Origin of the sequence: uncultured Eudoraea sp. (assembly GCF_947260015.1) — a bacterium.
In the GTDB taxonomy this organism is placed as follows: Bacteria; Bacteroidota; Bacteroidia; order Flavobacteriales; family Flavobacteriaceae; genus Eudoraea.
On the sequence record NZ_CAMYOM010000040.1, the window covers coordinates 1 to 13,798 of the forward strand.

13 protein-coding genes are annotated in these 13,798 nt (G+C 36.3%); 6 read left to right on the top strand and 7 right to left on the bottom strand.

Features of this window, described 5'->3' with window-relative positions; genetic code table 11:
- Together Q0X66_RS13715 and Q0X66_RS13720 are read right to left on the bottom strand one after the other, a co-directional pair.
- On the bottom strand, positions 1 to 1,001 hold a 1,001-nt coding region (locus Q0X66_RS13715; RefSeq protein ID WP_297707332.1), incomplete at its 3' end, for a pyridoxal phosphate-dependent aminotransferase.
- Positions 1,002 to 1,014: 13 nt separating this feature from the next.
- Entirely contained in the window at positions 1,015 to 2,118 is a 1,104-nt protein-coding gene (locus Q0X66_RS13720; protein ID WP_297707335.1) for an acyl-CoA desaturase, read from the bottom strand.
- A gap of 121 nt (positions 2,119 to 2,239) precedes the next feature.
- Between Q0X66_RS13720 and rsmG the strand changes: the two genes are divergently transcribed.
- On the top strand, positions 2,240 to 2,881 hold the full coding sequence (gene rsmG, locus Q0X66_RS13725; protein WP_297707337.1) for a 16S rRNA (guanine(527)-N(7))-methyltransferase RsmG: 642 nt from the start codon (positions 2,240 to 2,242) through the stop codon (positions 2,879 to 2,881).
- A 315-nt stretch (positions 2,882 to 3,196) separates the two neighbouring features.
- Here the strand turns inward: rsmG and Q0X66_RS13730 are convergent, their stop codons facing one another.
- From Q0X66_RS13730 to Q0X66_RS13750, 5 genes are all read right to left on the bottom strand, one after another.
- Complete coding sequence (locus Q0X66_RS13730; RefSeq protein WP_297707339.1) at positions 3,197 to 4,171, bottom strand: transporter substrate-binding domain-containing protein; 975 nt, start codon at positions 4,169 to 4,171, stop codon at positions 3,197 to 3,199.
- A gap of 187 nt (positions 4,172 to 4,358) precedes the next feature.
- Positions 4,359 to 5,987: an L-glutamate gamma-semialdehyde dehydrogenase gene (pruA, locus tag Q0X66_RS13735; RefSeq protein ID WP_297707342.1), complete on the bottom strand. Its 1,629-nt coding sequence runs from the start codon at positions 5,985 to 5,987 to the stop codon at positions 4,359 to 4,361.
- Positions 5,988 to 6,072: 85 nt separating this feature from the next.
- The gene (apaG, locus tag Q0X66_RS13740; protein WP_026348611.1) at positions 6,073 to 6,459 is read right to left on the bottom strand and encodes a Co2+/Mg2+ efflux protein ApaG; all 387 of its coding nucleotides are present in this window, start codon (positions 6,457 to 6,459) and stop codon (positions 6,073 to 6,075) included.
- A gap of 401 nt (positions 6,460 to 6,860) precedes the next feature.
- Positions 6,861 to 7,469, bottom strand: a complete 609-nt coding sequence (locus tag Q0X66_RS13745) for an HD domain-containing protein (RefSeq protein ID WP_297707344.1) — start codon at positions 7,467 to 7,469, stop codon at positions 6,861 to 6,863.
- Positions 7,470 to 7,610: 141 nt separating this feature from the next.
- The gene (locus Q0X66_RS13750; RefSeq protein WP_297707347.1) at positions 7,611 to 8,855 is read right to left on the bottom strand and encodes a DUF5103 domain-containing protein; all 1,245 of its coding nucleotides are present in this window, start codon (positions 8,853 to 8,855) and stop codon (positions 7,611 to 7,613) included.
- A gap of 152 nt (positions 8,856 to 9,007) precedes the next feature.
- Between Q0X66_RS13750 and Q0X66_RS13755 the strand changes: the two genes are divergently transcribed.
- The 5 genes from Q0X66_RS13755 to nqrE form a co-directional block, all read left to right on the top strand.
- Positions 9,008 to 10,357: a Na(+)-translocating NADH-quinone reductase subunit A gene (locus Q0X66_RS13755; RefSeq protein WP_297707349.1), complete on the top strand. Its 1,350-nt coding sequence runs from the start codon at positions 9,008 to 9,010 to the stop codon at positions 10,355 to 10,357.
- A 2-nt stretch (positions 10,358 to 10,359) separates the two neighbouring features.
- A complete protein-coding gene (locus tag Q0X66_RS13760; RefSeq protein WP_297707351.1) occupies positions 10,360 to 11,634 on the top strand; it encodes an NADH:ubiquinone reductase (Na(+)-transporting) subunit B in 1,275 nt (424 codons plus the stop codon).
- Between the two features lie 2 nt (positions 11,635 to 11,636).
- Positions 11,637 to 12,386, top strand: a complete 750-nt coding sequence (locus Q0X66_RS13765) for a Na(+)-translocating NADH-quinone reductase subunit C (protein WP_297707353.1) — start codon at positions 11,637 to 11,639, stop codon at positions 12,384 to 12,386.
- Between the two features lie 2 nt (positions 12,387 to 12,388).
- Positions 12,389 to 13,036, top strand: coding sequence for an NADH:ubiquinone reductase (Na(+)-transporting) subunit D (locus Q0X66_RS13770; protein WP_297707355.1), 648 nt, complete (start codon positions 12,389 to 12,391; stop codon positions 13,034 to 13,036).
- A 21-nt stretch (positions 13,037 to 13,057) separates the two neighbouring features.
- A partial coding sequence (gene nqrE, locus Q0X66_RS13775) for an NADH:ubiquinone reductase (Na(+)-transporting) subunit E (protein WP_297707357.1) occupies positions 13,058 to 13,798 on the top strand: 741 nt, incomplete at its 3' end.

The window sequence follows — 13,798 nt, forward strand, 5'->3', positions numbered from 1 at the left end:
CCAAAGAAACTTGAAATATCAGGAAAAACATAAAAAGCACCTTCCGGGACATTTAAATTAAATCCATTTATTTCCCCTAAAAGCTCCAACAAGAGATCTCGCCTTTTATGAAATTCATCAATCATGAATTGAATTTTGCTCACAGGTGCATTTAATGCTTCAATTGTAGACCGTTGAGCTATAGCATTGGCGCCACTTGTAATTTGTCCCTGAAATTTAGTACAAGCCTTAGCAATCCATTCTGGTGCTCCTATATAACCAATTCTCCACCCCGTCATGGCAAAGGCCTTCGATACGCCATTTACCGTAATTGTCCTCTCGTACATTCCATCCATCTTGGCAATACTTGCATGCTTGCTCCTGAAATTAATATGCTCGTATATCTCGTCGGATACAACCAGGATTTCGGGATAATTTTTTAATACTCCTGCAATTCCTTTCAATTCTTCTTCACTATAAACAGATCCACTTGGATTACAAGGAGAGCTAAACCAAATCATTTTAGTTCTTGAAGTTATTGCCCCCTTCAATTGTTCCGGGGTCATTTTAAAATCTGATTCTATGCTGGTTGGAACTTCAACCGGCACTCCTTCCGCCAGTTTTACAATATCGCTGTAGCTTACCCAATAAGGGGCCGGCAAAATTACTTCATCACCTTTATTGAGTGTTACCATTGCTACATTGGCCAGCGATTGTTTTGCTCCGGTTGACACAACTATTTGGCTTAGCCCATAGTCCAGATCATTATCCCTTTTAAACTTATTGGAAATAGCTTGCTTAAGATCTGCGTATCCATCTACCGGTGAATAACTGCTATAATTCTCATCAATTGCTTTTTTTGCTGCTTCTTTAATAAAATCTGGGATATTGAAATCTGGTTCCCCCAAACTCAACCCAATAATATCCTTTCCCTGGGTTCTTAATTCTCTAGCTTTTGCGGCCATAGCTAAGGTAGCCGAAGTAGACATGTTTTTTATTCTATCGGATAAAAGCTTGCTCATTATTACGATAAATTTACTGGTACTGTAATGTAGGCTTTTTGCCTAATTCCTTTAAGTGTTTGAAATGCGAAATTATAGCTTTTCTTGTAGTTTTATACTCGTTATAGGGTAAATTAAATTCCTTTGCCGTCTGTTTAACAATTTTGGATATTTTTGTGTAATGAATGTGGCTGATATTTGGAAAGATATGATGCTCTACCTGATGATTTAATCCTCCAGTAAACCAATTTACAATCTTGTTTTTTGTTCCAAAGTTAACTGTTGTCAGCAACTGATGTATGGCCCAGGTATTTTTCATAGTACCATCTTTTGCCGGTAAAGGTGTTTCGGCCTCATCTACAACATGGGCCAATTGAAAAACAACGCTGAGAATTACACCTGCCACATAATGCATAATAAAAAAGCCAAGTAAGATTTTCCACCATGCTATATCCAAAATCAGCATAGGCAACACTATCCATATTGTTATATAAATCATTTTAGTAGCCACCAAAACGCTCCAGTTAAGAAAAGGATTTGGAAACTTTCCATACGATAACTTGCGTTTGGAATAGCGGTACATTTGCATAAAATCTGTTGTTATTGCCCAATTAAAGGTTAACAAACCATATAAAAATACAGAATAGTAGTGCTGAAATTTATGGAATCGGTGCCATTTTGCGTGTTCGGAAAAACGCAATATTCTTCCAGCCTCAAGATCTTCATCATGTGTGTGTATGTTGGTATAAGTGTGGTGCAAAACATTGTGCTGCACCTGCCAGTTATAGACGTTTCCTGCCAGAATATAAATACTGCTCCCCATCAGTTTATTAACCCACTTTTTGGTGGAGTAGGATCCATGGTTTCCATCGTGCATGACATTCATGCCTACACCGGCCATGCCAACTCCCATTGTAATTGTTAATAATAGATTGGCCCAGTTAGGCAAATTTAGAGTCAAAATTAAGAAGTAGGGAGCCAGAAAAAGAGCAAACATAATGGCTGTTTTGAAATACAAACGCCAATTTCCGGTTTTCTTTAATTGATTTTCCTTAAAATAATTATTTACTCTTTTATTCAAAGTCTTAAAGAACTGTGCGGAATCTTTTCTAGAGAATTTAATTGTTGTTGAATCCATATGAAGAAATCATTTGTGTAAATATAACGTAATATCTGACTTTTTAATACCTTCCCTTCACGATAATTAAAAATGCCGTTAGTAGTGAATGTATTATTTTTGGCAAAATGCAAAGGTACAGATGCAAGCTGATATAATATTCAAATATTTTCCCAATTTATCCGAAATTCAAAAAGAACAATTTTTCCGACTTGAAAATCTATATCAGGACTGGAATATAAAAATAAATGTAGTTTCCAGAAAAGATATAGACGAACTTTATTTGCGTCATGTGCTTCATTCTTTAGGGATAGCCAAGATTCAGTCGTTTAAAAATGGCACCTCTATATTGGATGTTGGAACTGGCGGTGGTTTCCCCGGTATTCCCCTGGCGATACTTTTTCCGGGTTCCCATTTTACATTGGTAGACGCAATTGGGAAAAAAATAAAAGTAGTAGATGAAGTCGTTTCCGGCCTTGAACTAAAAAATATTACGACTTATCACAGTAGGGTTGAGGACCTGCATGATCATTATGATTTTATTGTTAGTAGGGCCGTAGCGGCTATGCCCACCTTTGTTAGATGGGTTCAGGGTTGTATCAAGAAAAAATCGGTACATGAACTTAAAAACGGAATCCTTTACTTAAAGGGAGGGGACTTATCCGAAGAGTTGAAGGACTATAGAAATGTACAAGTGTTTGAAATGTCTGAATTCTTCGAGGAGGACTTTTTTAAAACCAAAAAAGTGGTCTATTTACCAATGAAATATAAGGGCAAGAGTTAAAGTGTCAGCATCATATTAAAGGAATACCTACAATTTTGAGCATAGGTTTTGATATATTCCATGCATTTTTTTAACCTGCTTTTTTTTGCTTTAACATTAATATTTCTTTCCATTTCAAAGATTTAGAGTACGGTTAATAATTATAAATTTACAATTACTTAACGTTAAATTTACATAAATATTTTGATAAATGCACTTTTTAGAAAGTTAAAGTGCTGATTTTTAAATGTAAAATGAAAATTTAGACTTACCTGATATCGAATTTGTAGGATTGAAGAATTCGATCCATAATGGTGAAATTGAAAAGTTTGGGGTTTAAAATTTTAACTTAAGTCCGGAGGAGGAGTTAGTATTCATTTTGGCCGCTTTCATGATGTCTGTCTTATACTTAGCCGGAACAACTTGCCATCCATCATAAATTTCTCCGTTAATATAATATCTTTCAGAATTTTCCGTCATCGCTGTTTTAGTCATCAATCTATAGTAGTTTGCAGGGGCTTCTCTTCCGGCTTTGTCTCCAAGCAAAACCAGTTCATGAACTCCATCGCCATCAATATCAGATTGTATCCAGTTTAATTCCAGTATTTTATTATAAGTGCCATCAGACATCATATTCTTAATATTGTAATTAAAATCTTCGATTATTTTTTGTGCATTTGGCTTGTTTTTTAAGATGGCAAGGTGAAGTGGCTGAATTATAAAAGCCTCTTTGCCAATTTCAAGAAACCTGCTGATATCATTGAGTTGATAAGTTAATAAATAGGATATGAGTAATTCATCTACCAACATATAATCTGTCTCGAATGTTAGTAATTTCTCCAGATTTTCCTGATCACTTTTACCGGGAATAATTATAACATCTAATGAGGTATAAACTGTAGATCCATAGGCATAGCCCGATATAATTGCAATTCTTTTACCCTTTAATTCATTTAGGGATTTAGCGCTAACATCACTTCCTTTTCTGCCGACTAAAATCAAGCGGTTTTCCAGATATGGCTCAGAATAGAGGAGGTAATTTTCCCGGTCTTCTGTTTTCCATAAGGCCGCACTTCCGTCGTACTTTCCTGTATTTAGCCCGTCCATTACCTCCGAAAATCCTGCAATAGTCTGTTCTACTTGAACATTGCCCCGGTTCAGGGCCTCTTTTACTAATTCGAGTGCGAAGCCTTTTTCACTGGCTATATCAGTAAATGGCGGAAATACATCAGAAGCCAATTTTATATTTTGCTCCTGAGAGTAAGAATATATAGATGGAATAATTAGTAAAACGAATAGGAAATTTTTCATAGCCGCGCCTGGTTAGTGGTAAAAAGCACCATAAGATAAACCAACCAACGGTGAAATTATGTTAAAAAATGAAACAAAAACTATAATTCAAAATACTTTAAAAAAATATTTTACCCTAGCCTCGTAAATTTTAGGGTAAAATGGCATTCTACCAATAGCGAATATAAAGTGTTAGGGCTCATAAGATTTATCCCAGAAACGGATAACGATAATCCTCTGGAGTTACAAAAGTCTCTTTAATAAGCCTCGGCGAAACCCATCGGAGCAAATTTTGGGCAGAACCTGCTTTGTCATTTGTCCCTGAGGCCCTGGCACCACCAAAAGGTTGCTGCCCCACTACGGCACCTGTAGGTTTGTCGTTTATATAGAAGTTACCTGCGCAGTTTTGTAGTACTTTTGTGGCTTCATCAATGGCATATCGATCTTTTGCTAAAACAGCACCTGTTAGGGCATATTCCGATGTGCTATCTACCAATTTCAGAGTTTTGGACCAGTCCTTATCTTCATAGGCATAAACTGTAACTACAGGCCCAAACAATTCAGTTTCCATCGTTGAATAATGAGGATTCGTGGTGAGTATTACCGTAGGTTCGATAAAATAACCCTGGGATTTATCAAAATTACCTCCAACAACAATACTGGCATCCTTATCTTTTTTAGCCTGATCAATATATGACGCTAATTTGTCGAATGATCCTTCATGTATAACAGCAGTTATAAAGTTGCTCATATCTTCTGGAGATCCCGGAGGATTGAATGATTCTACATCCCTCTTTACTAAATCTAATATTTCAGCGGAAGTAGACTTCGGCAAATATACCCTTGAAGCAGCACTGCATTTTTGACCCTGAAATTCAAATGCCCCTCGGGTGATTGCCGTAGCTACCTGTTGAGGTTTTGCCGTTGGATGCGCAATTATAAAGTCTTTCCCCCCGGTTTCACCAACAATTCTTGGATACGTTTTATAACGGTCAATATTATTCCCAATTTGTTTCCATAAGGATTTAAAAACATGAGTGCTACCTGTAAAATGAATTCCTGAGAAGTCGACACTTTCCAAAACCGTTTCTGTTATCATTACCGGATCACCATAAACCACATTGATAACTCCATCTGGCAGACCGGCCTCTTTAAAAACGTCTACTATTACTTTGGCAGAAAAAATCTGGCTGTCACTGGGTTTCCATACTACAACATTGCCCATCATAGCAGCACTTGCAGGAAGATTGCCTGCTATTGCTGTAAAGTTAAACGGCGTAATAGCATAAATAAATCCCTCCAGAGGTCTGTATTCTACGCGATTCCATATCCCATCAGATGATTCTGGTTGTTCTGAATATATCTGAGACATATAGGACACATTAAACCTGAGAAAATCTATTAACTCACAGGCGGCATCAATTTCCGCCTGATGTATCGTTTTTGACTGCGCCAACATGGTTGCCGCATTAATTTTTGCCCTGTAAGGGCCGGCAATAAGATCTGCTGCTTTTAAGAAAATACTGGCTCTTTGCTCCCATGAAAGTGATGCCCAGGCTTCTCTGGATTTAAGAGCATTTTCTATAGCCAGGCTTACGTGACTTTTTTCTGCAAGGTAATACTTACCTAAAATATGTTTGTGATCATGTGGAGGTGACATTGTACGGGTAGAAGCTGTCGTTATTTCATCACCTCCAATAAATAGTGGAACTTCTAAACTTCCTTCGAAATATTCTTTATATTGCTTTAAAACCTCAGCTCTTTCCGGAGTACCCGGAGCATAGCTCTTTATTGGTTCATTAATAGCCATCGGAACTTCAAAAAAACCTTTACCCATAATCACTTTATGTTAGTTAAATATAAAGGTCAAAGGTACTAAAACCCATAACGTTTATAAAATTAAAACAAGGTAAAAGAAGTCATTAATTTAGGGCAAAAGGCGCACTAAATTTAAAAGAAGGAATATAAACTCTGAATTTTTCATTGGTGGTGAAATTTACCATATTATAATGGCCTTTCATAGCTCCGATAGGAGATGCAAGCAGACATCCCGAACTATATGTGTGAGATTCTCCCGGCCTGATAACCGGTTTTTTTCCTATAACACCTTCACCGTCTAACACTTCAAAATCATTTAAAGCATCATATATCTGCCAATGTCTTGATGTTAACTGAACAGAATCCTTACTCTGGTTTTCAATAGTAATAGTATAACCAAAAGCAAAATGCATTTTATAGTTTTTAAAGAAAGTACCTTCAAAACTAGTATTTACCGAAATTTTTATGCCTTTTGTTACTTGTGTAATCATCTTTTTCATACTATTAAATAACGGTAATTCTCTTTAAGAGTAGCTTATCCGTTATAAATGCTAAAATATAAAAAAACGAATTAGGCCTCCTCTATTTAACAATAGTTTTAACTATAATGTCAAAGAATAAATCTTCTTTAACCGTTATACTTCCAGGGAGAAAATCCAAGCTTTTAGCCACTCGCCTGTGATAAAAATAAAACTATAAATATACTTAAGGTGTCCAAGATAGATAATAGGAAGTGATAATGAAAACTTAAGATTAGATTATCGGTGTATGTATGTTTTTTTCTGATGAATTTCTTGCCTATACAACCTTAAATACCAGCCCTTTGGCCGGTTGCATGGGTTATGGTTTGTTTAGATTATCCTTCAAACACTATTGAAGTTAATATTTAATGTCATTTGAAATTTCCCGCTAATCTAAGAGATTTGAGTTCCTTTAGCTTTTTGGTTTTTGACTTCTTACGATTTTTTTTAGCAAAATCAGTATGAAATTTATGATTTTCCAAGAACGAAATTTGTAAGTCTAACCATCCAATTTTATTAGAAACGACCCCCAAGTGCAAATATTCTTTGAATAGTTTAGCACTAATCTCATCATAGTCTTTTCTTCCCAGGTAATCTAAATCGGCATCCGCCAAAATTTCTTCATAAAAGGTCTTTGGTTCCTGTGGCACCTTAGTGGCCCTTATCATTCCATTTATTGTCTCTACTTCCTCTCTTTTAAGAATTGGAGTTAACAATCCTTGTAAAGCAACAATTCCGCGTTCTTCATGATCTAGTGTAGATTCTATAAAACCATAATCATGGCAGATTGCTGCTATACGCAAGAGTTTAGCCATTTCTTCCGGGATGTCGTAATATTCAATATAGTCGTTACATACATTGGCAACGTCTATAATATGATCTATAGAATGATATGAAAGATAATTGGGAAGTTTTTCTCTTAACTGCTCAATAATCTCAAAACAGATATCTGGATATGAATTTTTATTACGAAGAATCATTTATCCCAATCCTCAAAGTTTTAAGTGTATAGAATTAAACCCAATGTTATGAAAATTATTGTAATAATTCGATTTTAATATCAGGAAAATTTTGTTTTATCACGCACTAAATAGTTAAAAAACAATACTTTACAAAAGTGTTTAGTTGGTAATGTTCTCAGAGTTTGTAGTCCCTATTCCAATTATACTATCGTATAAATCACCAAAATTTCTGTAATAAACCAGTATTAAGTAATTGTTTTCTGTGAAATTAAAGTTGCCACAAACTTTATTGAGGTCAACTTCACCATCTTCATTTTTAAGTACATATTTATAATTATAAAACCCTTGTTTGAATTTTATTGCGGCCTCCATATTTCCTGTTTCGGAATTGTAAATCATTTTATTCTGTTCTTCAAGGGCATAATTGTTGAATTTTCCATATACGTAAATCTCATTTAATCCAATATCCATGGTATAGGGGAGACTGAAATGAATCATTGTATATTCTGCTTCCCTGGATGGATCTTCACCTTGTAAAGTTCGAATTACAAAATCACCATTAATATCAGGAAAGTAGGTATACGCTTTATCATATCTATAGTCGTTCGTAAAAAGATAATGATGGTAAAGATCATCATAGTCAATTCGGGAAATTGAAGAAGTAGGTGCCCGTAAATCACTAGTGTCAAAATTCAGGAATTCATTACCGCCAAAGAAGCTGGTTTCAACATCATATTTATAGGCAAGTGAATTACCCAACGTAAATTGGGGAGGTACATTTGTGATGGCATTAGACCATTGATAATTTTGAATAATGACAATTTTCACTTCCTTAATAGGATTGACAAGTTGAAGATTGAATGGAGTAATTGTAAATTGTACTGATTGCTTCTGATTTAGTAAATCAAAATTTCTGGAATTTCTGGTAGTGGCAGCAACTTGAGCTAAATCCCTATAAACCACGAATCTTCTTGAAAATTGAAGTTCGTTATAAGCATTATAAATTTCGAGCATATAATTACCGCTGACTTTAAGACTAACGACTTTATTGGGAATTGTCAATTGATAATTAGAATAGGCCTCAAGTGTGTTATAACTGTTCGTATAATTAATGATCCGTTGGTTATCTGCTCCTCTAAGATATTGCGACTTTAATAGTTCTGAAGGTGTCCAGTCATAATCACAATAAACAATTTTATAATAATAGTCTTGCTCACTGGCAGTCAAATCATCAAACTCGAGATAAATCGGATCTCCTAATTTGATAATAGGGAACTGATCTTCCGTGGGGCCTTTAAAAATAATGGTCTTTATATTTTCAGGTGGATTTACCTCTTCTTGAATCTGCGAATACAAGTGTGTGGTAAGAAAAAAGAAAAATAATTGTTTAACAATTAAACGCATTTTTAGCCTGTATTTGGGGTAAAGGTAAACAAAATGCATACCGAAAAAAGTCATATCGGTATAATGCCTAAAATTATAGTTAATAATTATGAAAACAGTGTCATAAGTACTATTTTTGGTCGAAATTTTGTTAAACTAAATGTTAACAATTTATGTCTAAAGACATTAGGATTAGGAAAGGACTGAACATTAATCTTATCGGTGTTGCAGAACAAAATACATCGAAAGCTGTTCTAAGTAATGTTTACGCCATTAATCTCCTGGATTTTCATGGAATAATGCCGAAGATGTTGGTCAAAGAAGGGGCAGAGGTAAAGGCAGGAGAACCCTTGTTTTACAGTAAAGATAATCAGGACATGCTTTTCGTTTCTCCTGTAAGTGGAGAATTAATTGAAATTACCAGAGGAGCGCGTAGAAAAATACTTACTATTAAAATTCTTGCAGATAAGGCTCAGGAGTACATGGAACACTCCGCACCAGGACCAGGAGCCGTTTCAGAAGAAATAAAGTCTATCCTTCTTAAATCGGGTTGCTGGCCTTTTATAAGGCAACGCCCCTATGATGTAGTCGCGGATCCTGCGGCTACTCCCAAGGCAATCTTTGTTTCGGCATATGCTACTGCTCCATTGGCTGCTGATTTGGATTATACGTTAACCGGAAAGGAAAAAGAACTTCAAGCGGCATTAACCGCTCTGTCTAAACTTACACCTGGTAAGGTTCATGTTTCAATTGGCAAGGCGTCCAATTCTCCTTTTACCAATCTCGAAGATATAGAATTACATAAAGTATCAGGACCACATCCGGCTGGATTGGTGGGTACCCAAATAAACAAATTAGATCCAATAAATAAAGGTGAACTAGTTTGGACTGTTACTCCTCAGGATCTTGTTATAATTGGTGAGTTACTATTAACAGGTAAATTTAATGCGCAGCGTACTATTGCACTTGCCGGTTCATCTGTAAAGTCTCCAAAGTATTTTACAACAAAAATAGGTGCGGAGATAGCCACCTTTTTATACGCCAGCGGTGTGAAAGAGGAGAAATTTCGTGTGATTAACGGAGATGTCCTAACTGGTAAAAAAACGAGTCCGGATGGATTTCTCGGTTTTTATAACAATACGGTAAGTGTAATCCCTGAAGGAGATGATTACGATCTTTTTGGATGGAACAAACCAGTATTTGATAAAATATCATCTACCAGAGCGCTAACATTTTCATGGTTGCAGCCTAAAAAGAAATATGATTTAGATACAAATACAAATGGAGAACACAGGGCATTTGTAGTCACAGGGATGTATGAGGAAGTCTTTCCTCTAGACATTTATCCCCTTCAGCTATTAAAGGCATGTATGGTTAAAGATTTGGATGAAATGGAACAACTTGGATTATACGAGGTTATTCCTGAAGATTTTGCATTGACTGAATTTATTTGTATTTCCAAACAACCTCATCAAAAGATAATTCGTGAAGGATTGGATTTATTACAAAAAGAAATAGGATAAAAATGAGCAATAAACGATTGACCTTTAAGAAGAGATTGCATATTTTGAAACACAGGTATAGGGGTAAAAAGATGGCTCCAGCCTTCAATGCCTTTCATACATTTTTGTTTTCTCCTGATGAAACAACTCACACCGGTGCTCACATAAGAGCGGCAGACGATTTAAAGCGCACAATGAATACGGTGATTATGGCACTGATCCCTGTGCTGTTGTTTTCATTTTTTAATACGGGATATCAACATTATTCTGCAATAAATGGTTTTCCGGAAAATTTTTCGGTTATGGAACATTTTCTGACCTGGGATAACTTTTGGTTGGGATTTGTGCTGGTTATGCCTCTTGTTATTGTTTCATACGGTGTAGGATTACTAATTGAATTTATTTTTGCTGTCATTAAAGGTCATGAAGTAGAAGAAGGTTATCTCGTAACAGGGATGCTGGTGCCATTGATTGTACCCGTAGATACGCCCCTATGGATGTTGGCCGTAGCTGTTGTGTTTGGAGTAATTATAGGCAAAGAAGTGTTTGGAGGCACGGGTATGAATATTTTGAACCCTGCATTGACCATAAGGGCTTTTTTGTTTTTTGCATACCCCACCTGGATGAGTGGAGATAAAGTCTGGGTCCACGGTGCTGTTGAACGTGCAGGTACTGCAGATGCCATTTCAGGTGAAACTATTCTTGGATATCTCGCTCAGAACAATACCAGCGAATTTTCTTATTCAGTATCTGATATGTTTTTTGGATTTATTCCCGGTTCAGTAGGGGAGACCTCTGCATTTTTAATATTACTTGGCGGTCTGTTTCTGATTTTCAGCAAAATAGCAAGCTGGCGAATTATGGTAAGTGCGGTAGCCGGTTCCTTGGTTATGGGCCTTATCTTTAATGGGATCGTTGATTTGGGCTGGATTGGTGAAAGAAGTACTTTTTACGGATTGATGAGCTTTGATTTTTGGAAACACCTTCTGGTAGGTGGCCTGGCATTTGGTATTGTTTATATGGCCACAGACCCCGTTACAGGATCTCAAACCAACAAAGGCAAATGGATTTACGGATTTCTAATAGGTTTTATCTCGGTAATGATACGTGTATTTAACCCTGCTTACCCGGAGGGCGTGTTCCTTGCCATACTATTGATGAATGTATTTGCACCTACTATTGATCATTATGTTATTAAGGGAAATATCAGAAGAAGGATGAAGCGCATGAAGCAAGCAACTATTTTCCCTAAAAGCACCGATGGAAAAGCCGAAGAACTTAAAGTAGAAACGATTTAATTATGGCATTTAATAAAGAAAATAATAGTTACACCATAGTCTTTGCTGCTATAATGGTTATTGTTGTTGGATCTGTCCTGGCATATTTGGCCTCTGCTCTAAGTGACAAAATTGAGGAGAATGAGAGATTTGAAAAGCAGCAAAATATTCTCTATGCCATGGGTGTCAACGAAAATAAGAATGAAGGCAGTGTTAATTTCGTACCTACAGATAGAGTAGAAACCGAATTTTCAAAATATATCACTGATCAACTGGTAATAAATGGAGATCAGATAACAAATAATGATGAGGCCTACCTTATTGACCTTAAAAAGCAAATAACTGCTATAAAAAAAGGTGAGTCTGCAGAGCTCCCGGTTTTTATAGGAGAAAAAGAAGGAAATAAATATTATATCATACCTATGTACGGTAAAGGGCTGTGGGATGCCATTTGGGGATTTATAGCACTGAATGAAAATATGGTGGTCCAGGGGGTTTACTTTGATCATAAGGCAGAAACACCAGGTCTTGGTGCTAACATAAAGCAGCGTTATTTTTTGGACGACTTTATCGGGGAGTCTATATTAAGCAATGATCAGCTGAAAGGTATAGCTGTGGCTAAGGGAAATAATGATCCGGAAAATAACATAAAGGACGACAATGAGGTAGATGCTCTTGCAGGAGCTACCATAACCGGTAATGGGGTTTCGGCAATGATTAGGGAGAGCGTAAATTTATATAAGGACTATTTAGAAACTATTAGAGTTAATTAGCAATGGCATTACTTTCAAAGAAAGACACAAACCTTATTTTAGATCCGCTTGCGGATAACAATCCAATTACAATCCAGGTTCTTGGTATTTGTTCTGCACTGGCTATTACCGCAGAATTGCAAGCCTCTGTAGTTATGGCCATTTCTGTTCTTTTTGTATTAGGAGTAGGAAATGTCGTTATTTCTCTGTTGCGAAATATCATTCCTACTAAGATCAGGATTATTGTTCAGCTCATAGTTGTAGCGACATTAGTAATTATCGTTGATCAGGTTCTTAAGGCTTTTGCCTATGAATTGAGTAAGACACTATCCGTTTTTGTTGGTTTAATTATTACAAACTGTATCATTATGGGCAGGTTTGAAGCCTTTGCTTTGGGTAATGGTCCCTGGAAGGCTTTTTTAGATGGAATTGGAAATGCCCTTGGGTATGGAATAATATTGATAGTAGTAGGCTTTTTCAGAGAGTTATTGGGCTCAGGAACTTTATTTGGAATTAAGGTTTTTGGTGATCCGGTAGCTAAATCAGGATTATATGCTACTGGCTATGAGAACAACGGATTTATGATTATTCCCCCGGCTGCATTAATTGTTGTGGGGATAATTATCTGGGTACAACGCTCGAAAAACAGGGCACTTATAGAAGAAAACTAATTTACTTTTTAAGAGAGGATTATGTTAGAACATATTGAATTATTTTTTAAATCCATCTTTATAGACAACATGGTTTTTGCCGTGTTCCTGGGGATGTGCTCGTATTTGGCTGTATCTAAAAAAGTAGCTACTGCAGTGGGATTGGGAGCTGCGGTTATATTTGTATTGGCAGTTACCGTGCCACTAAACTGGCTATTGGATCAGTATCTCCTGAGAGATGGCGCCCTGGTGTGGTTAGGCCCGGAGTACGCGGATTATAATTTGAGTTTTTTATCATTTATTCTTTTTATAGCTACCATAGCAACTATGGTGCAATTGGTAGAAATTGTTGTTGAAAAATTTTCACCTGCATTATACAATTCCCTGGGAATATTTTTACCCTTAATTGCTGTTAACTGTGCTATTTTGGGGGGATCCCTATTTATGCAATCGAGGGAGATTGAAACATTGGGGTTAGCCCTCAATTACGGAGTTAGTTCGGGAATAGGATGGTTTTTGGCCATTTTAGCAATCGCGGCTATACGCGAAAAGATTAGGTATTCCAATGTTCCTGCACCATTGAGAGGCCTTGGAATTACTTTCATCATTACCGGTTTAATGGGAATAGGTTTTCAAAGTTTTGGTGGGATGCTTACCGGTGGGGATGAAGCGCCTGCAGCGGTAGAAGAAACTACTGTTGAAAAGATAGAAGAGAACAAAGTAATAGTTGAAGTTGAAGAAGAAATAGATGAGAAAGAGATTTCTTATAACGATTTAATAATA